At 69.3% G+C, this 19,251-nt stretch carries 14 protein-coding genes, 1 tRNA gene and 1 pseudogene; 9 read left to right on the top strand and 7 right to left on the bottom strand.

Annotated features, from left to right (window positions below; genetic code table 11):
* Window positions 1-4: 4 nt before the first annotated feature.
* Together AB0F91_RS32565 and AB0F91_RS32560 are read left to right on the top strand one after the other, a co-directional pair.
* On the top strand, window positions 5-1,513 hold the full coding sequence (locus tag AB0F91_RS32565; RefSeq protein ID WP_360603755.1) for an MFS transporter: 1,509 nt from the start codon (window positions 5-7) through the stop codon (window positions 1,511-1,513).
* An 855-nt stretch (window positions 1,514-2,368) separates the two neighbouring features.
* Window positions 2,369-2,602 (top strand): DUF2180 family protein, encoded by a 234-nt coding sequence (locus AB0F91_RS32560; RefSeq protein WP_360603753.1) that lies wholly within the window; start codon window positions 2,369-2,371, stop codon window positions 2,600-2,602.
* Window positions 2,603-3,399: 797 nt separating this feature from the next.
* Here the strand turns inward: AB0F91_RS32560 and AB0F91_RS32555 are convergent.
* Window positions 3,400-3,861 carry a nitroreductase/quinone reductase family protein gene (locus AB0F91_RS32555; RefSeq protein WP_360603751.1) on the bottom strand — a complete coding sequence of 154 codons (462 nt, stop codon included), beginning with the start codon at window positions 3,859-3,861 and terminating at the stop codon, window positions 3,400-3,402.
* Window positions 3,862-4,215: 354 nt separating this feature from the next.
* On the opposite strand from AB0F91_RS32555, the gene AB0F91_RS32550 reads away from it, so the two are divergent.
* Both AB0F91_RS32550 and AB0F91_RS32545 read left to right on the top strand, forming a co-directional pair.
* Window positions 4,216-4,974: an SDR family oxidoreductase gene (locus tag AB0F91_RS32550; RefSeq protein WP_360603749.1), complete on the top strand. Its 759-nt coding sequence runs from the start codon at window positions 4,216-4,218 to the stop codon at window positions 4,972-4,974.
* Window positions 4,975-5,163: 189 nt separating this feature from the next.
* A complete protein-coding gene (locus AB0F91_RS32545) occupies window positions 5,164-6,063 on the top strand; it encodes an AraC family transcriptional regulator (RefSeq protein ID WP_360603747.1) in 900 nt (299 codons plus the stop codon).
* Window positions 6,064-6,096: 33 nt separating this feature from the next.
* Here the strand turns inward: AB0F91_RS32545 and AB0F91_RS32540 are convergent, their stop codons facing one another.
* Window positions 6,097-6,288: a hypothetical protein gene (locus AB0F91_RS32540; protein ID WP_360603745.1), complete on the bottom strand. Its 192-nt coding sequence runs from the start codon at window positions 6,286-6,288 to the stop codon at window positions 6,097-6,099.
* A 287-nt stretch (window positions 6,289-6,575) separates the two neighbouring features.
* Window positions 6,576-7,304 (bottom strand): TetR/AcrR family transcriptional regulator, encoded by a 729-nt coding sequence (locus tag AB0F91_RS32535; RefSeq protein ID WP_360603743.1) that lies wholly within the window; start codon window positions 7,302-7,304, stop codon window positions 6,576-6,578.
* An 88-nt stretch (window positions 7,305-7,392) separates the two neighbouring features.
* On the opposite strand from AB0F91_RS32535, the gene AB0F91_RS32530 reads away from it, so the two are divergent.
* Together AB0F91_RS32530 and AB0F91_RS32525 are read left to right on the top strand one after the other, a co-directional pair.
* Entirely contained in the window at window positions 7,393-8,253 is an 861-nt protein-coding gene (locus AB0F91_RS32530; protein WP_360603741.1) for an SDR family oxidoreductase, read from the top strand.
* A 280-nt stretch (window positions 8,254-8,533) separates the two neighbouring features.
* Window positions 8,534-8,671: pseudogene (locus tag AB0F91_RS32525) on the top strand (leucine zipper domain-containing protein); the annotation flags it as partial.
* A gap of 214 nt (window positions 8,672-8,885) precedes the next feature.
* Here AB0F91_RS32525 and AB0F91_RS32520 read toward each other — a convergent pair.
* The 3 genes from AB0F91_RS32520 to AB0F91_RS32510 all read right to left on the bottom strand — a co-directional run bounded on the left by AB0F91_RS32520 (window position 8,886) and on the right by AB0F91_RS32510 (window position 10,678).
* On the bottom strand, window positions 8,886-9,032 hold the full coding sequence (locus AB0F91_RS32520) for a hypothetical protein (RefSeq protein WP_360603739.1): 147 nt from the start codon (window positions 9,030-9,032) through the stop codon (window positions 8,886-8,888).
* Window positions 9,033-9,189: 157 nt separating this feature from the next.
* Complete coding sequence (locus AB0F91_RS32515) at window positions 9,190-9,657, bottom strand: GNAT family N-acetyltransferase (protein WP_360603737.1); 468 nt, start codon at window positions 9,655-9,657, stop codon at window positions 9,190-9,192.
* A gap of 790 nt (window positions 9,658-10,447) precedes the next feature.
* On the bottom strand, window positions 10,448-10,678 hold the full coding sequence (locus tag AB0F91_RS32510; protein WP_360603735.1) for a hypothetical protein: 231 nt from the start codon (window positions 10,676-10,678) through the stop codon (window positions 10,448-10,450).
* A gap of 231 nt (window positions 10,679-10,909) precedes the next feature.
* Here AB0F91_RS32510 and AB0F91_RS32505 point away from each other — a divergent pair, with 231 nt between their 5' ends.
* Entirely contained in the window at window positions 10,910-15,922 is a 5,013-nt protein-coding gene (locus AB0F91_RS32505) for an AAA family ATPase (protein WP_360603733.1), read from the top strand.
* A gap of 815 nt (window positions 15,923-16,737) precedes the next feature.
* On the opposite strand, the gene AB0F91_RS32500 is transcribed toward AB0F91_RS32505, so the two are convergent.
* Window positions 16,738-16,811: transfer RNA gene (locus AB0F91_RS32500), tRNA-Leu, on the bottom strand.
* Between the two features lie 171 nt (window positions 16,812-16,982).
* Here AB0F91_RS32500 and AB0F91_RS32495 point away from each other — a divergent pair.
* Together AB0F91_RS32495 and AB0F91_RS32490 are read left to right on the top strand one after the other, a co-directional pair.
* Window positions 16,983-17,594 (top strand): response regulator, encoded by a 612-nt coding sequence (locus tag AB0F91_RS32495; protein ID WP_220242049.1) that lies wholly within the window; start codon window positions 16,983-16,985, stop codon window positions 17,592-17,594.
* 447 nt (window positions 17,595-18,041) lie between these two features.
* Window positions 18,042-19,220, top strand: coding sequence for a branched-chain amino acid ABC transporter substrate-binding protein (locus AB0F91_RS32490; RefSeq protein ID WP_360603935.1), 1,179 nt, complete (start codon window positions 18,042-18,044; stop codon window positions 19,218-19,220).
* Window positions 19,221-19,251: the final 31 nt, after the last annotated feature.

Here is a 19,251-nt window from a genome sequence, read left to right as displayed (position 1 = left end):
CGCCATGGGAACCAGCACCAAGATCCGGCCGCGCGCCCTCGTGCGTGCCTCCGGCGGCCCCCGCTACGCCGTCGCCCTGGCCGTGGACGCGCTCGGCACCAGCTTGCTGCGGCCGTTTCTGCTGCTTTACGGGGTGACGGTGCTCAGGCTCTCCGTGTCGGTCACCGGCATTGCCATGACGGTCGGCGCCGTCGCGGGTTTGGTGTGCCTGCCCGCGGGCGGCCGATGGCTGGACCGGGGCGCCCGCAGCACGGTCGTGGCAGCGTCGATGCTGGTGCGCGTGCTGGGCGTGGCCCTGCTGCCGGCCGCCCCCGCGGAGCACGTCTGGCTGTTCGCGACGGCGGCGCTCTTCCTCGGTATCGGCAACCAGGCCTGGCCGGCCGCCCACGCCGCTCTCGTGGCCACGGTCTCCCGCGGCCGGGAACGGGACGCGGCGCTTGCGGGAGGCCGCGCGCTGCGCAACGCCGCCCTGGGCGTGGGCGCCCTCCTCGCCACCGCGAGCCTCACGGGCGGCACCACCGCGTTGCAGGCGCTGGCAGCCGTCACCGCGCTCGCTTATCTCGCCGCGGCGGCCTTGGCGTGGTCGGTCCACCTCCGTACGCACCCGGCCACCACCCCGCCCAGAGCCGGGGACGACCGGCCCGCGCCTGCAACGCGTGCACTGCTGGCCGCCAACGTGGTCTACGTCTTCTGCCTCAACGTCCCCGAAATCGCGCTTCCCCTGGCCCTGGTGACACAGCTGCACGCCTCCCCGGTGTGGTCGGCCGCCATCTTCGTGGCGAACACGGTGCTGGTGGTCACCCTGCAGGTTCCGGTCACCGTCCTGCTGTCCCGCTTCTCCCGGCGGACGGTGCTGCCGCTCGCCGGCGTGGTCCTCGCCGCGTCCTACCTCGGCTTCCTCGCGGCCACCTCACTGGAACACGGCTGGGGTGCGCCGGCCATCGCCGCCGTGTCCGTGGTCTGCTCCATTGGCGAGATCAGCTACGCCGGCAGCGCCACCGCGCTCGTCACCGCCCTCGCTCCCGCCCCGGTCCTGGGACGCGCCCTCGCCCGCTTCCAGCTCTCCTCGGGCTTCGGCCTCGCCTTCTCCCTGGCGGTCATCACCGCTCTCGCCTCTCACGGCTCGGCCGCCCCCTCTGGGGCAGCCTCGCCGCTGCCACGCTCCTCGCCGCCTCCGCCGTTGCCACCGGTCAGAAGATCGGCGGCGCCGACTGAACCGAGACAGGGCGATATCCGCCTGTCTGATGACACCAAGGCTCGGGCCAGGCACGTCACCGGGCGCGCGGCCCAACGCCGGCAGCTCCTCGTAACGCTCGGAGTCTGCCCGTCGCCCCTCCAGCCTGGCGCCCAGTCAGTTCCATCAGCTCTTGTTCGCGAGCCACGACAACGAGACCGCCTGCGAACACAACCCAGACGGCGGCGCATCCGCCCCGGCTCGCGCACCAGATGCCACAGCGACCCAGGCGGCTGCGGGTGCCGGAGCGTCGAGTGTGACTATCCGCAACTGGGTTGACCGCCGCTACTCCGACGGCATCGACGGCTGGAGGGAATCGAAAGCCACCAGTTACCCCGCGAACTCCGCAGCACCGCTCCAGGGACGCATGCGCGCCCTCCGGTAAATTGACTCACCGCAAGAAATGGTCACAGTTCGATGACGAGAAGTGTGGTCAACAGGCATAAATGACGACGACTTTCGCCAGTGAAAGTATGTCCGACAATGGCTTATAGCCACCATCTGCCATGACTGTCGATCATGGCGCTTCGCTCATCTCCGGGTCCCAGGTCTGTCCGGCCGCCCACCATGGGGACCGTGTCGCCGGGGCCGTACCCCGTGAGCGGAATGACCGCTGGTCGCGGACCCTTTTGCTGAGCACCCTCGACCACTGAAGTTGATGTACAACGTGCCGTGTGGGGGCCATCTCGGGGACAGATCCCCGTCCGATCGATCCCCATTTGGGGACGACCTCGTCCCCATGGGTGGTGTCCCGCGGAATCGGCGTCGTGATTCCGACCGCCGCGCGGCCCGGTGAAGAGTCGCGCCACACGGCATCCAGGCGGCTCGCCACCAGCGGGCGGATCTCTTCGATCGGCGCGGCCTGGCGGGCCGGTTGTCCTTCGTGGCCTTGTCAATCAGCCCGCCAGGTCCCGTAGTCGGCTGCCGCCGGGCAGGCCGCAGCCACTTCTGGCGGTCATTGCCGCACACCCGGATGGCTGCGGTGCGTGAGCCGGCCCGCCCCGCGAACCTCGGCGCGCTCGGCCTCGCCGACGCCGCCGGCAATGTGATGTCGAACTTACCCGGCAACGAGAACACCGTTATCCGGCGCAGGCCTGCTTATCGTGGCTTCCCCGCCGCTTTCCAAGGAGAACCATGATCTGCATCGACTGCGCGACACAAAGCATGAGCGAACCGGCCATCGGTGTCTGTGTGCACTGCGGCGCGGCCACCTGCCTTGTGCACGCGGCCATCCAGACGTTGCCGGCCTCGGCGCCGGGCGTCGCGGTAGCTCGCCGGGCCCGGCGCATGATCGCCTGCGCACACTGCAGCGAGCCCCGGGTCACTCCCACCCGGAACCGGTACAAGGCAAGTGTGATCGAGCGGTAAGTGTCGCCATGTCACGACGAGGGAGCCGCTGGCGTGCGACCGGACACCAGCGGCTCCCGCCGTTCCCACGTGTCAAGAAAGCCCCGACAGGTTGACGTCCCCACGCGCGAGGTTTGCCACGGCCGAACGCACCCGTCGACACACGAACCGGTGGCTGTCAGTGCCGGTGGGCGTGACGTGCCGGCTGACCTCTCCCCGCAACGAACGGGCGCCAACGGCACTGACAGCCCGATCCGGCGCAGACACCCGCCCTCATCACGTCGTGCCGGCACGACCTCGACCGGCCGCCCCGCACTCCCAGCGACGCCGACCACCAGCGCGTCAACGAGAGTCATCTGGCGGACCCGCACCCATCCGTCGGTATGACCCTGGCGATAGGGCGCGTCGACGAGCCTCCCGGCTGCTCCTTCGATGCCCACGGCGCCGGCCTCCGGCCGCATCCACGCGCCATCGCGGCATCCCGGTCAGTCGTGCTCGGCGCCGACTGCAGCGGTGGTGCCGCCGATGCGCAGAGTTGTTCAAGCCGGGCCCGTCGGCGCTGATCCGGCATGACCACAAGTCGTCTACGCCCGCCGCCGGCAGGTCAAATGCCACGAAGTAGATGGCGACCCCGCCCCGGCGCGAGCCGACGGCACCGACGGCAACGCCGAGACGGCGCAACGTCGCCAGCTCGGGCGCTGCGCGATGCTGCGCAGCGGCACCCACTACCGCCGCCCCGAACCTGCGCCTGCCCCCTGCGGGAGCTTGACCACGAGAAAGGGAGAACTCGCGGCAGTCGTCGCGGTCGCCCGGGGCGGTCAGCTGAGCGGCGGGCGCAGTCGTTCGTCGTCGAAGACGATCTCGATCAGCGGGCTGTGCTCGAGCCAGTCCTCCAGGCGCTGACGCTGGGTGCCTCGCATCTGCAAACCGGGCTTGTCCTGCAGGGCGACCACAGCGGACAGGACGCGATGGCGCACCGCGGGGTCCTCCACCGGCACCGCCGTGGCCGGCAGGTCCACCCGGACGCCGTTCTTGAGGTGGAAGGTGAAGTGCGGGTGTGCTGACAGGTTTGCGTGCCAGCTTCGGGGCACCGGCATCCCGCTGAGGTTCCAGTGGCCGCCGACCCGGTGGAACCAGATCTCGATGCGCCTCGGGCGGCCGGTGCGTCGGCCGAGGGTGGTGATGTCGATGGTGCGTGCCTCGCGCGGCGAGCCCGGGCCGATGGCCAGAGCGCGCCTGACCGCGCCCACGTCGTAGCTTCTTCCCACGATGTCGGTCATGGTCGGCTGCCTCACTCGTGCGTCGTGGAAACGACTGGGGGCAAGACAACCGTCACGCCGGTCCGCCTGCTAGGGACATCCTGGCGAATACTTGTACGATCCTGCCCACGCACAGGGCGCACCACTGCGACGAGTCCGCCGGCGGCCGAAAGCCGGCAGTCACGCAAAGGCCGACGCACCCCTGCACCGCGGCAGCGGCTGGCACGGCTGACACGGTCCTGCGGCGTCCAGCCAAGAGGATCAGGCAAGAGCCGTAGAGGATCATTCTTTTCGCGGGCCCGGCACAGCGGGTCTCCTGGAAGGGACCCACTCCCCACGGATTCCGACGAATCCTCAAGGCCCAGGAGGCACAACATGAAGGTGGCCGTCGTCACCGGTGCAAGCTCCGGCATCGGCCAGAGCGCCGCCCTGCAGATCGCCCGGCGCGGTACCGGCGTGATCCTGACCTACAGCTCCAACGAACAGGGTGCCAAGGACACCGTCGCGCGGATCGAGCAGCAGGGCGGCACTGCCGTGGCGCTGCACCTGGATCTCGGCGACACAGCGGGATTCACCCCCTTCCGGGAGGCCGTTGCCGAGGTGCTGCGCGAGACCTTCCAGCGGCACTCCTTCGACCACCTGGTCAACAACGCCGGCTTCGCCGGCATGGCGATGATCGAGGACACCCGCGAGGAGGACTTCGACCGGCTCACGAACGGCCTTTTCAAGGGGCCCTTCTTCCTCACCCAGGCCCTGCTGCCGCTCCTCGCCGACGGCGGCGCCATCGTCAACCTGACCAGCAACTCCACGCTGCCCCAGGTGACCGCGCCGGGATACTCCGTCTACGCGGCTCTCAAGGGCGCCGTGGCCGTGCTCACCCGCTACATGGCCAAGGAATTCGGCCCCCGTGGCATCCGCGTGAACTCGGTCGCCCCCGGAGCCACCGTCACCCGCTTCGCCGACGACGCGTTCAGCAAGAACCCTGAGATCATCCCGGAACTGGCGAAAACCTTCACGCTCGGCCGCGTCGGCGAGCCCGATGACATCGGCATGGTCATCGCCATGCTGGTCTCCGAGGAAGGCCGGTGGATCACCGCCCAGGACCTCGAAGTCTCCGGAGGCCAGAACCTTTGAACCGCTCCCGCGGTGAGCCCACGCCAAGGCCCTCTCGTCCACACGCGCCGCCCACGGGTCGCTGGGTGAGGAGCCGAGACTGCCGCAAACAGGCCGTCCTGCCTGGCGGGGCACCTGCGGACTCACGAAAGCGTGCCCAGTCCTGCCGGATTAGCGGTTCCGTGTGGAGTTTCGTGCAAGACTGAACAGATGTCTGCCCTGCACGAAATGCGTGCGCTTCTCGACCGACATGCACGGCCCGACATGAGCACGGAGATCGACGGCATCCAGGTCTGCAAATTCACCCATCCCCACGCTTCGGCGGCCGGGATGTCCGGGACTGTGCTCGCAGTCCTCGCCCAGGGCGGCAAACGCCTCGCCCTGGGCGAGCGCCTCTACGAGTACCGGCCCGGCGATTACCTGGTCGCCTCTGCCGACCTCCCCGTCACGGGCCATGTCCTCGACACCGGGCAGCCCACCCTCGGCTTCGGCATGACTCTCGCTCCCTCGGCCATTGCCGAACTCCTCCTGGAAGCCGACGCCCGAGACCTGCCGGCCACCCCACGCGCCGCATCACCCGGCATTGCCGTCTCCGCGGCTTCGCCTCTGCTGCTGGACGCCATCGTGCGCCTGCTGCGGCTGCTGGAGCAGCCTGCGGACCGCAAGATCCTCGCTCCCATGGTCAAGCGGGAAATACTCTGGTATCTCCTGCGTGGCGAGCAGGGAGCCGCCATCCGCCAGCTCGGTCTCGCCGACAGCGGGCTGGCCCACATCAACCGCGCCGTGCGTCATATCCGGGAGAGCTACGCCACCGCCTTTCGCGTGGAGGACCTGGCGGAAATCGCCGGCATGAGCGTTTCCGCGTTTCACCGCAACTTTCAGACCGTCACGGGGATGAGCCCCATCCAGTTCCAGAAACGCATCCGCCTGCAAGAAGCCAGGCTGCTGCTCGCCAGTCGCCCCTCAGACATCACCGGTGTGGGCCTCAGTGTCGGCTACGACAGCCCCTCTCAGTTCAGCCGCGAATACCGCCGCATGTTCGGCACACCGCCGAGCAAAGACACCCAACTCCGCACGCCGTCCCCAGAACTTGCCACGGCGCTGCCCTGAAACCAGCCGCCGCGTTCGCGCCACCGCTGGGGATCAGTTCAGAACGAGTTTGCGGAGGCAGATGACAGAGCAGGCCAGGCTGATGATGGCTTGGTGGACATCGGCTCGGCGTTCGGTGCGGATGCGTACGCGGGGGAAGCCGTTGAGCCAGGCGAAGGTGCGTTGGGCCAGCCGGCGGAGGGTGTCCAGGCCAGAGCCGTGCTCGGCGCCGCTGCGGGCGATCATGGGGATGACACCGTGGTCGCGGACCAGGTGCCGGTATTGGTCGTTCGACTCGTGGGGCCGGCGCGGTGGGGCAGCCGCTCGGGGCGATCTTCGTGCGCCGCTGTATCGACCACGAGCGTTGTTGACAGTGGGCGGTGGAGACGTGGTCGAAGTTGGCGGCGCGTCAGGGACAGGGGGGAAGCCGGCCGGAGCCGTGTGGCCGCCCGCGGTCCTTCTCGATGGACGCCGCTTCATCGAACGATCTCTCCTCGGGAGGTCCGACCTGCACGAGGGATCCTGACGCGCTGTCAGGCATGCGGAGCGCCACTGTCCGCTGCCAGGCGGGTGAGCCACTCGCGCAGCAGGTGCTGTTCGGCGTCGCTCAAGACATCGGCATCGTCGGGGAGAGCGGCGCGCAGCGCGCGGGCTGCCGCGGCGGGGCCGGTCTCCGCGGCGGGGACCGTCGGTTCGGCGCGGGTGATGGCGGCGACCATGGCCTCGCGGAGGGTGGTCAGCAGCGCCGGATTGCGGCGCTCTGCCGGGGTGGAGTGCCAGGTGGTGACCGCGCCTCGGCCGGTGGCCTGGATGATCTGGGCGGCCAGCTCCTCGTCGACCCGCAGCCACCCCCCGGCCGCCAGTCGACGCACGCGGCCGTGGAGGATCTCCAGGCCCGCGCGGTGTGCCATGTCCGCCCCCCGGCTGGTGGCCCTGTTCATCACCGCGAACAGCTCGGGGCGGGAGATCCCGAACTCCACGACCATGTCCCAGCCGCGGCGCAGGTCCTCCACCGCGTCCTGCGGGTCGGGGTCGAGCTGCGCACGCTTGCTCTCCAGGAACTGCGCGTAGCCGTGCTCGGCGACGGCCTCGAGGAGCCCCTCCTTGTCGCCGAAGAGGCGGTAGATCGCCGGCGGCTGCATTCCGGCCGCGGCGGCGACCACCCGGGTGCTCACCGCGTCGGGGCCGCCGTTCTCCAGTAGCTCGACGGTCGCCTCGACGATGCGCTGACGAGAGCTGCCGGTGGTACCGCGCGTAGCCATGAACCGATGATATCGAAGATGTGGTTCCATCGATATTACAGCGTTAACATCGAAATGATTCCACTGGAAACAGCATCGGGAGAACCTAGTGATCATCGTGACCGGAGCCACGGGAAAGCTCGGCCGCCGCGCCGTCGAACGCCTCCTGGAGCGCGTCCCCGCCGACCGCGTCGGCGTCAGCGTCCGCGACCCCCGCAAGGCCCGAGACCTCGCCGACCGCGGCGTTCGTGTCCGGCAGGGCAGCTTCGACGACCCCGCCTCGCTCGTGCATGCCTTCGAGGGGGCCGAGCAGCTGCTCCTCGTCTCCCTCGACCGCACGGGCGAGGAGTGCGTCACTGGCCATCGCGCCGCCATCGACGCCGCCGTGAAGGCAGGCGTCGGCCGCATCCTCTACACCAGCCAGATGGGCGCCGCGCACGACTCCCGCTTCCAGGCATGCCGCGACCACGCCCGAACCGAGGACCTGCTGCGCGCCACAGGCCTGCCCTGGACCGCCCTGCGCAACGGCTTCTACGCGGCCAGCGCCGTGCAGTTCCTGGAGCCCGCCCGCCACACCGGCGACATCGCCCTCCCCGCCGACGGCCCCGTCGCCTGGACCGGCCACGACGACCTCGCCGAGGCCACCGCGGCGATCCTCGCCGAGGAGGGCCGCTTCGAGGGGCCCACCCCGCCGCTCACCGGCTCGGCGGCGCTCGACTTCAGCACCGTCGCCGAGATCGCGTCCCAGGCCATCGGAAGGCCCTTCACCCGCACCGTCGTCTTCGACGACGCCTTCCGCGAGCAGGCGCTGGCGCACGGCGCCCCGGCACCGATCGCCGACCTGATGCTGAGCATCTTCGCGGCGGCGCGGAATGGCGAGTTCGCCGCCGTCGACTCGACCTTGGCCGAGCTGATCGGGCGAGAGCCCGCCACCTTCGGCGCCCTGCTGGAGCGTGCCTGGGCCGAATAGACCCTGTTGGGCGCGCAGAAGGCGTGGGCCCGCATCCGGCGAACGCGCCGTCGTCATCCTGTGAAACACGCGCCCCTGACGCCCCGGACCAACGGGCGGGCGTCAGGGGCGCGGTCATCCGCCCCGCCGGCCACGTCTCCGGGGTCAGATCCGCCCCGTGCTGATCGCGGACGTCGCACCGGAGCTGGACTCCTTCCCTCGCGCCGGTACACAGCCGCAGTGCGCCATAGCCCACACGCGCCGACCCGCCTGCGCGTGACACCGCCCTGATGCGGTCTTCGTGTCACACCCCCATGTCCGGCTCACGATCCACGCCCGACGCCTCCTGATCGAGCGGGGTCGAGGCGGCCGCCCTGCGGCGCATGTTGCAGATGAAATGGGTATCTCCCGCACCACTGCTCACAAGTGGGTCCGGCGCTAGCGCACCCGAAGTCGACGCCGGCCTCGACGGTGGAGACGTCGCGGAGTCGACGCTGGCGCGGGTCTGGGACAAGGCCCGCAAAACGGCGCTGTCCGAGGAGGAGTATCGATCGCCGCCGGCGCGTCGGCCGTACGACCTGCGGCACGCGTGTGTGTCGACATGGCTGGCGGCCGGCGTGCAGTCCGCGCAGGTGGTTGCCTGGGCAGGACACTCAGCTGCTGTGCTGCACGAGGTGTACGCCGAGGTGCTCGCAGGACTGGACGGGTATCCCGGCGAAGATCGCCACCCTCGGCATGGTCGAGGACGAGTAGGCGCCGGCCCTTTCCGCCGCGACGAACGTGGACCGCGAATAGTCCACGCGGGTAGCCATACTTTCCTGGTCCGCTAAAGGCGCCGCCGGACGACACAAAGATCGGCCCCTGATCGGGTTGCGCCTGGTCAGGGGCCGGTTACTGCGTCATCGCCGGTCCAATCCCGAGGTTGTCCGGCACCCCTTCGGTGCCGCGGTTGGCGGATCAGGTCAGCGCGCACCGCAGGACGATCTCGCCGTCGTCGATCTCACCGGTCGGCTGGAAGCCGAAGCCCCGGTAGAACGGCCACGGTTCACCCTTTCCCGGTTGGTAACTGGTGAACAGTTCGGTGCCGCCGTCCGCCCTGACCAGTTCGATGACCTGGGCCAGCGCGTCGCGCCCGTAGCCGCGGCGTTGGAACTGCGCTCCGACGAGCAGCCGCCACAGGACGTACGAGCCGACCACGCCGCGCGTACCTGGCGGCACCGCCCAGTTCAGCATGACGAAACCGACGGGCACGTTGTCCGCGTACACAGCGCGATACCACGGGGACAACTGTGGTTTCTTGCGTGCTTCCTTCAGCGACTTCTTCACCGATGCGACGAACTTCTTCTGGTCCGGCCGGACATGTACGGCGCATACCGCGTCGCGGTTATCGTCGGTGATCTCACGCAGCTCGACGTGTGCGCTCACCTGGCCATTATCGGTCCGGGACCCGCCAGTCGTGCCACCCGACATTCTCATGCGAGGGAGGGGTGACGTACGGGTCTCGGTTCCGCATCGGGGTCGTTGGTCTTCGCGCCGGCGCCGAGCAGGGCCGAGCCGATGGTGATGATCAGCGTGGCCGTGTCGTCGCCGCGGGGCCGACGGGTGAGCGCGGCGATACGGACGAGCGCGGGGACGGTTAGGTACGCCCAGCGCGCCGCAAGTGCCGTCCAGTAAAGGCCGGGCGCGGACCGCGACTATTGGGCCCACCGGCCGAGGAAGATGTAGACCGCGAAGAGACCGCACGTAGCCGTACTTTGCCGGTCGCCGTCGCGCGCCACCGATTTGACACAAGATCGGCCCCTGACCGGGTTGCGCCTGGTCAGGGGCCGATTTGTGCTGGTGGGCCGTGGTGCCCCCGGTGAGATTCAAAGGGGTTTTGAATCCGGCCCGGAAACCCCGGATGACCTGCACAGATGGCCTGGTCGGCCTGAGTTTGGGGGCGTATTGGGGTGGCAGGTCGTTCGAGCTCGCGTTGGCTGGGCCGAACGGGTGGTAACGAGAGTCGGGCCGTCTGCGAGGGTCGGCACTGTCGGTGCCTGGGTGTATCGCTTCTGTGAGCACAGCAACAAGGTCAGGTACTACGACGACGTCGACGCCCTCGTGCTCGGCGTGACCAGTAGCCCGTCCCGGCCGACGGCGCTCGTGCTCGGGCAGGCTGAGCGCCAAGGGCGGGTGCGTGCGGTGGGGCTGTCGACGACGCTGTCGCGGTCGGCGCTCACGTCGCTGGTCGGGAAAGCTCCGGCTTGCCGAGGGCGGCCCGCAGCGGGCGTCCGGGATCATCGCTGGCCTGCCCGGCAGCGAAGACTTCAGCTTCTGGCCGGCCGAGCCTGGTGTGGTTGTCGAGGCGCGCGCGGACCGCGCGTTCGAACTCGGGCGGTACCGTCACCGCCTGTCCGTCGTCCGTGTTCGAGCCGACTTCTAGCGAATCGACGACGTTCCGAGCCATCGACGGCCAGCCCGGTCGTGAGTGGCCCGTCTAATCGATTCGGCGTCCCCGTCGGTTGAGGCGTGGCACGACCAGGTCTGCCGACGCGCTCGTCGGGCCCGATGCTTGTGACGGTGATCTTTATCTGTCACTGGTGAGCGGTATCCGTCACCAGCTTGGCTCTTGTCCTGAGGGACGTGCCGCGATGGGCAGGAACTTGTGCAAGCAGGGGGTAAAGCGTAGACACTGTGGATGGGGACAGGCAGGGCCCTGCCGGCCCGGGATCCGCCCGACGCGGTCCTTCTGCAGCAGAGCGCGCGCACTCGGGTGACCCGCGTGTCCCTGCCGGGGGGCGTCGCCGTCGTCTGCAAGGAGCCGCTCGGGCCGGACGCGCAGCGGCGTTTGCGGCACGAGGTGGCGATCCTGGAGCGGCTGCGCGGTGTCGACGGGGTTGCGCAACTGGTGGACGCGCCGCGGTACCCGGGATCGATCGTGCTGGTGGACGCCGGTGACACCACCCTGGCCGGGCCGACAGAGCCACTGGCCGTCGATGAGGTGATCCGGCTGGCCGGCAAGCTGGCCGAAGCGGTCGCGGGAATGCACTGCCGCGGAGTGCTGCACCGCGACATCACCCCGGCCAACATCGTCGTCTCCGGGGACGGGGACCCGTGCCTGGTGGATTTCGCGTTGGCCATGTCCGTTGCCGAGATCCGTCCCGAGTTCGCCCACCACAGCGAGATCGTCGGGACGCTCGCCTACCTCGCCCCCGAGCAGACCGGGCGCACAGGCCGGTCGGTGGACCAGCGCGCGGACCTGTACGCGTTGGGCGCGACGCTCTACGAGCTGGCCACAGGCCGGCCGCCGTTCGGCACCGGTGACCCGCTGCGCCTGACCCACGATCACCTGGCGCGAGTGCCGGTATCGCCGGCCCGGCTGAACCCGGCGGTGCCCGGTCTGCTGTCCGAGATCGTGATGCGTCTGTTGGAGAAGGAGCCCGACCACCGCTACCAGTCCGCCGAGGGCCTGGCCCACGACCTGTACCAGGTCCGCGACGTCCAGGCCCATCCGGCGGCTCGGGTGCACATCGGCGAGCACGACGTTCCGCAGCGGCTGCTGTCACCCTCACGGCTGGTGGGACGCGATGCCGAGGTGGCAGCGCTGGAGGCGGCGTTCGAGGAGGCGCTGGCCGGCCGCTGTCAGGGTGTGCTGGTCGGTGGGGCGCCGGGGGTGGGCAAGACGGCGTTGGTCGATCAGCTGCGGCCGGTGGTGACGGGCCGGGACGGCTGGTTCGTGGCCGGCAAGTTCGACCAGTACCGGCGGGATGTCGAGTTCAACGCGGGTTTTCAGGCGTTCCGGGCGTTGGGTCGGCTGTTGCTGGCCGAGCCGGAGGATGTGCTCGCCGCGATTCGTGAACGGATCGTCGATTCGGTCGGGGCGACCGCGGGTCTGTTGAGCGCGGTGGTGCCGGAGTTCGCGGTGCTGCTGGGGGTGCCGCCGGATGCGGGGGATCCGTTGACCGCGCAGGCGCGCACGCAGCAAGCAGGTGTGCAGGGGCTGCGGGCGGTCGCGTCGCGGAACCGGCCGGTGGTGGTGTTCCTCGATGACTTGCAGTGGGGTGGGCGCACCCCGCTCGGCTTCGTCGATCTCGTGCTGTCCGAGGAACCGGTCGAAGGCCTGTTGCTGGTCGGTGCCTATCGTGACGTGGAAGTGGACTCGGCGCATGCGCTGACCGCGCTGCTGTCGCGGTGGCGCGAGCAGGTCGGCGTGCGCTGGCTGGGGTTGGACAATTTGGCGGTGCCGAGTCTGGTCACCATGATGGCGGAGACGCTGCACGCGGATCGCGCCACCGCGGCGGGACTGGCCGAGATGATCAGCGAGCGCACGTCCGGCAACCCGTACGAGACGGTGGAGCTGCTCAATGCGCTGCACAGGGAGGGGGTGCTGGCGGCGACCGCCGTCGGGTGGCGGTGGGACGACGCGGCGGTGCGGGCTCGGCTGGGCCGGTCCGAGGTGGCCGGGCTGCTGGCGGCGCGGGTCGCGGCGATGCCGCCGTCCTCGCGGGCGCTGGTCGAGGCGATGGCGTGTCTGGGCGGGCGAGCCCAGGTGAGTCTGCTGCAGATCGCCACCGCCACAGAGGCGGGCGTGGTGGACAAGCAGTTGGCGCCCGCTCTCGACGAGGGTGTCCTGGTGGTCGAGCCGGGACCGCAGGAGGCCGTCCGGTTTCGCCACGACCGCACCCGTGAGGTCATCCTGAGTGGGCTGGAGCCTCTGCGGCGAAGTGCCCTGCAGCTGGCGATCGCGCGGCGACTGGCCGGGGTGCCGGAGCTGTTCGCGGTGGCGGCCGAGCAGTACCTGCCGGTGATCGACGCCGTCGTCGAGGCTGCGGAGCGCCGACTGGTGGTGGGGCTGCTGCGCCGCGCCGCCGACCAAGCGGCGTTGATCGGCGAGTACACGCTGGTGAACGCGCTGCTGGTCGCCGCGCTGCGGCTGATCGGCCCGGGGGAGACTGCCACGCTGATCCAGGTGCACATCGGCCGCCACGCCGCCCTGTACAGCCTCGGGCGACTGGACGAGGCGGACGCGGAGTACCACACGATCGAGCGGCTGTGTCCCAGCACGGTCCGACGCGCCGACGCGACAGCGGTGCAGGTGCGCAGCCTGACCCACCGCAAACGCTTCACAGAGGCGATCGATCTGGGCCTGAAGTCGTTGCGCGCGTGCGGCATCACCATCCCGGCCGCCGACCAGCTCGCCGCCGATCTCGACCACCAGTACGAGTACCTGTACCGGTGGCTGGAAACCGACACCGCCGAGGATCTGGTTCGGCCGGAGATCACCGACCGCACGCTGCTCGCTGCGACCCGCCTGCTCGACGCGACCCTGCCGCCGGTCTCTTTCCTCGCCGACCACACCAGGCTCGCCTGGCTGAGCCTGGAAGCCCTGCGGATCTGGCTCGAGCACGGACCCGGACGTACCCTGGTCTGCCCCGCCTGCTTCGCCTCTTACTACACCGTGGTACAGCGCGGCGACAGCGCCGGATATCGGGCGTTGGGGCGGCTCCTGGCGTGGGGCGAAGCCCGCGGCTATGAGCCCGAGACCTCGTACGCGCACTACTACTTCGCCATCCTCAGTTGCTGGTTCGAGCCCCTCGAAAACGGTCTCCACGCCATGCTGCGTGCCCGCGAGGGGCTGATCGCAGGTGGCGACCTGGCGTACGCCGGCTACACCTATCACTCGATCGAGTACTTCTTGCTCGACTGCCCGCCAACCCTCGACCACCTCGTCGAGCAGCTGGAGGCGGGCGTCGCCTTTGCACGGCGCACCGGCAACGAACAGATCGGCCAGGTGCTCGACGGTCACCGATGGCTGGCCGGTGTGCTGTGTGGCGGAAGCTCGGACGCGATTGGTACGGCGGATCCCACCGACAGGTACGCCGACAATCCGATGGCGCTTTTGTACGCGCATCTCAGCCGGGCGCTCGCCGCCGCCGTCTTCGGCGATCCATCCGGCTTGGCACAGCACACCGCGGCGGCGATGCCGCTACTACCGGCCATCCTGGGCCACTACTCGACCGCCGTGGCCCGCCTGCTGCGTGGGTTGGCCCTGGCCGGGCAAGCCCGCAACACGGCCGGTGACGAGCGCGCCGCTCTGCTGGCCGAGCTGGACGAGACGACGCGGTGGCTGGCTGCACGTGCCGCAGCCGCGCCGGACAACTTCCTGCATCTGCAGCGGTGGCTGGAGGCCGAGCGGGCGTGGGTGGTGGGGGATTACCGGACCGCCGAGCTGGCGTTCGACGCCGCCCGCCGCGAGGTCGCCGGTCGTGCTCGGCCCTGGCACCGGGCGTTGATCACCGAACGCGCAGCCCGCTTCTATCTGGCCCACGGCCTGGACCGCGTCGGTGGTGAGCTGCTCGCCCAGGCCCGCCAGACCTATGCCGCCTGGGGTGCGAGCGCGAAGGTCGACCAACTCGACTGGGCCTACCCCAGACTGCGGCCACCCTCCGACGCGACCACTGGGCTGAGCGGAGACCAGCCCGCTCATCTGTCGCAGCAAACAGGCCCGGTCACCACCGGCACCCTGGACCTGCTGGGCATCCTGGCCGCCTCCCAGGCACTGAGCTCCGAGACCAGCATCGAACGCCTGCGCACCCGCGTCGTCGAGGTCCTCAGCGCGCTGACCGGCGCCACCGGTGTGCAGCTGCTGCTGTGGAACCCCGAACGCGACGACTGGCTGCTCCCCGCTCCCGACAGCGACACCGGCACCACCCAGTTCCAAGACATCACTCAGATCGCACGCACCGCCCCGAGCGCCGCCGGGGGACCCATGGTCCCGCTGTCTGTGCTGCGCTATGTCCAACGCCTCGGCGAATCGGTGCTGGTCGCCGACGCCACCGAGGACGACCGCTTCGCCCGTGACCCCTACTTCTCCGACCTCGACCGCTGCTCCCTCCTGGCCGTGCCCATCCTCAGCCGCGGCAGCCTGCGGGCGGTGTTGCTGCTGGAGAACCGGCTCATCCGCGCCGCGTTCACTGCCGAGCGGCTCGACGCGGTCAGCCTCATCGCCGGGCAACTGGCTGTGTCGCTGGACAACGCGCAGCTCTACGCCGAGCTGACCACCTCACGCGCCCGCGTCGTCACCACCGCCGACCAGACCCGCCGGCGCATCGAGCGTGATCTTCACGACGGCGCGCAACAACGGCTGGTCTCCCTCGCTCTCCACGCCCGCACGGCACAAGCATCAGCACCTCTCGATGCCAATGAGCTCCGGGCCCAGCTGGACAACCTCGCCACCGAAGCCATCACCGCGCTCGACGAACTGCGCGAGCTCGCCCGCGGCATCCACCCGGCCATCCTCGCCGACGGCGGGCTGCACTCGGCACTCAAAGCCTTGGCCCGCCGCTCGTCGGTCCCGGTCGAGCTGGACGTGACCATCCCGCGGCGGCTACCCGAACAACTCGAGATCGCCGCCTACTACCTGGTTGCCGAAGCCCTGACCAACACCGCCAAACACGCGCACGCCACCACCATCGGCGTCACGGTCGACACCACCGACCAGGAGACCGGCGACGTCCTACGCGTCTGCGTCTGCGATGACGGCCGCGGCGGCGCCGACCTCACCCGCGGCACCGGCCTCGTCGGACTCAAAGACCGGGCGGAAGCACTCGGCGGCCGACTGGTGGTGCACAGCGCGCCCGGCGCAGGCACCACCCTGCATGCCGAACTCCCGCTGTCACACGCCCACAAGGCCCGGGACCCCCGAAGATGACCTGAGCCGCAAGGTCGGGGCTTCCCGCTGTCAGGTCGGGGTGCGAACGGTCCCGGCAGGTCCTGCTTCATCACTACTTGACCGTCGCCAAGCACCACGACGCCGAGCGGGCAGTTGCCCTTCGACGTGCGCCCGACCCAGCTGGGAATGCAGACGCAGCATTGATGACGCGCCTCGTGGTCGTCGGATGCTGTCGGCGTGGAGCTGCCTGGACAGACTCGGGGGAGCGGCGTGACCGCCGCCGCCAACTCAAGCAACGAGCCGAAGGAGAAGTGCGGCCGGCGCCGTCGTCGCCGCCGCTGACGGCGATCCTGCACGATCACCTGAAGACCGTCGGCACGGCTTCGGACGGACGGCTCTTCCGCAATCTCACCGGCGGCGACGTCGCGTTGTCGACGGTCTCGCGGGTTTGGGACAACGCGCGGAAGGCTGCGTCCTCGGAAGCCGAGTACGCCTCGCCGTTGGCGCGGCGGCCGTACGACCTTCGGCACGCGTGCGTGTCGACCTGGCTCGCTGTGGGTGCGCCGTCGGTCCAACGCGCAGAGTGGGCGGGGCACTCGGTGGCGGTGCTTCACCGGACCTACGCCGCGGTGATCGCCTGGAGTCGGAGGCGCACCAGCGGATCGAGCGAGTGCTGGACTGGAACGCGGACCATGGTACATCCGAGTGAACGCGGGGTGTTCGAAGGTTCGGGGCGTATTGGGGGTGGATGCCCGTCGAGGGCCCGATATCGCCCGGCACAGCCGGACACAACGAGGTCGGCCCCGCACCAGTTTTCGCTGGTCGCGGGGCCGGTCTGTGCTGGTCGGAGTGCGTGCCCCCGGTGAGATTCGAACTCACACTGGACGGGTTTTGAATCCGTTGCCTCTGCCAGTTGGGCTACGGGGGCGAGCGCGGGGAACTTTACGCGATCACCCGTGACGCGCGTGTGGCGGGGCGGGGTGTCGTGGTCGCCACTTCGTGGTGAACGCCATCTTGGGAACTGGATCGTTCCCGGTAGGCTGACCTTTCGCGGGTCACCGCGAGTCAACCGTCCCGCCGAGCCTTCAGGAGGACCCCGGTGACCGAACAGGCTACCGAGGCCAACGGTGCCGCCACCGTGCCGCAGCGTCGGGTGCTCGTCGCCGAGGACGAGGCGCTCATCAGGCTCGACCTGGTCGAGATGCTGCGTGAGGAGGGCTACGAGGTGGTCGGCGAGGCCGGCGATGGCGAAGAAGCCATCAACCTGGCCACCGACCTCAAGCCCGACCTCGTCATCCTCGACGTCAAGATGCCGAAGCTCGACGGCATCGAGGCGGCTGCCAAGATCACGAGCGACCGCATCGCGCCCGTCGTCATCCTCACCGCGTTCAGCCAGCGCGACCTCGTCGAGCGGGCTCGCGACGCGGGCACGATGGCGTACCTGGTCAAGCCGTTCGCGAAGCGTGACCTCGTGCCGGCCATCGAGCTGGCCGTGAGCCGCTTCTCCGAGCTGCAGGCGCTGGAGGCGGAAGTCGCGGGCCTCACCGACCGGCTCGAGACCCGCAAGGTCATCGACCGGGCGAAGGGCCTGCTGATGAGCCGTCAGGGCCTCACCGAGCCGGATGCGTTCCGGTGGATACAGCGCACCGCGATGGACCGCCGCACGACGATGAAAGCGGTGGCCGAGGCCGTGGTGGAGAGCATCGGCTAATCCTCACCCATCCGAGTGGCAGAACGGGCGCGACCAGGGGGTCGCGCCCGTTCTGGTGTGGTCTCCGGTCGCGCTTCGCGGTCCGGGAGGGCACATTTGTTACCTTCGAGTCCGATCATGGCGTGGCGCCGCTTCACCGGGCAAGGGGAGCCCCTAGACTGCCTACATCATTCGGGCTGCTGGTCAAGTCTCCGATTGAGGGGCATTCGAGTACTCAGTGTCATCAGTCGATTGTCATATTGCGACAATTGAGTGGTAAATGACCATTACTGCCGGTGACGACCGTCACGATGTGGATACAAGACAGTGTGTAACTCTGTGCAACACCTCATGGGGCGGCTACTTTCAGCGGCCAGTCAGGTCCCACGCAGGGACGAGCCGTTCGCTTGGAACGGTCGGTTGGCATTTGGAGGAAGAGTGCAGAGAGCACGACTCACGAAAATCTTCGTGCTGGCGGCTGCGGGGGCCATCTCCCTGAGCGCATGCGCGGCGCGTACCGACAGCGGATCCGGCGGATCCGACAGCAGCGCGCCCCAGGCCGCGGCCCCGTCGGCCGCCGCCGACGCCGCCGACCCGGCGGGCGACGGCAAGGCGCAGTGTTCGCCCACCTCCATCGCCTATGCCGGCACCATCAACGGCAACAACGCGGCGCTCGGCATCAACATCCTCAACGGTGCGAAGCTCGCGGTCGACCAGCACAACAAGGCGAACCCGGGCTGCCAGGTCAAGCTGGAGCAGTTCGACACCGAGGGCACGCCCGACAAGGCGCCCGGCATCGTGACCCAGATCGTGAACACGCCGGGGATCATCGGCGTGGTGGGCCTCCCGTTCTCGGGTGAGTCCAAGGCGGCGGGCAACATCTTCAACACCGCCGGTCTCGTCACCGTGACCCCGTCGGCCACCGCCCCCACGCTGAGTGAAAACGGCTGGAAGACCTTCTTCCGCGGCCTCGGCAACGACAACAGCCAGGGCCCGGCCGCCGCAAAGTTCATGACGGGTGAGCTCGCCGCCAAGAAGGTCTGCGTCATCGAGGACGACTCCGAGTACGGCACCGGGCTCGCCGCGACGACCAAGCAGGCCCTCGGCAGTGCGCTGGCGTGCGAGGACAAGGTCAAGAGCAAGCAAACCGACTTCTCGGCCGTGGTCAACAAGGTCAAGGCCGCCGCCCCGGATGCGGTGTTCTACTCCGGCTACTACCAGGAAGCCGCTCCGTTCGCGCAGCAGCTGAACGACGCCGGCGTCACCGCGAAGTTCGTGGGCCCGGACGGCGTGAAGGACGACGAGTTCGTCAAGGGCGCCGGTGACGCCGCCGCCAACGCGTACTTCACCTGCCCGTGCGTGCCGGCGGACCAGTTCACCAAGTTCACCGACGCGTACAAGGCCGCTGCGGGCAAGGACCCGGGCACCTACTCGCCCGAGGCCTACGACCTCGCCACGATCCTGCTGAAGGGCATCGACGGCGGCAAGACCACGCGTTCCGCTCTGCTCGACTTCGTCAAGACCTACGACGGTCAGGGCCTCACGAAGCACTTCAAGTGGAACGACAAGGGTGAGCTCGCGGCGACCACCGTGTGGACCTACAAGGTGGAAAACGGGAAGATCGTCCGCAACACCGAGATCAAGTAGCACCACCTTCCGTTCCAGTTACCGGGGTGCG

The organism is Amycolatopsis sp. NPDC023774 (genome assembly GCF_040639695.1).
Classification (GTDB): domain Bacteria; phylum Actinomycetota; class Actinomycetes; order Mycobacteriales; family Pseudonocardiaceae; genus Amycolatopsis.
This window is presented reverse-complemented; position numbering and strand designations above follow the sequence as displayed.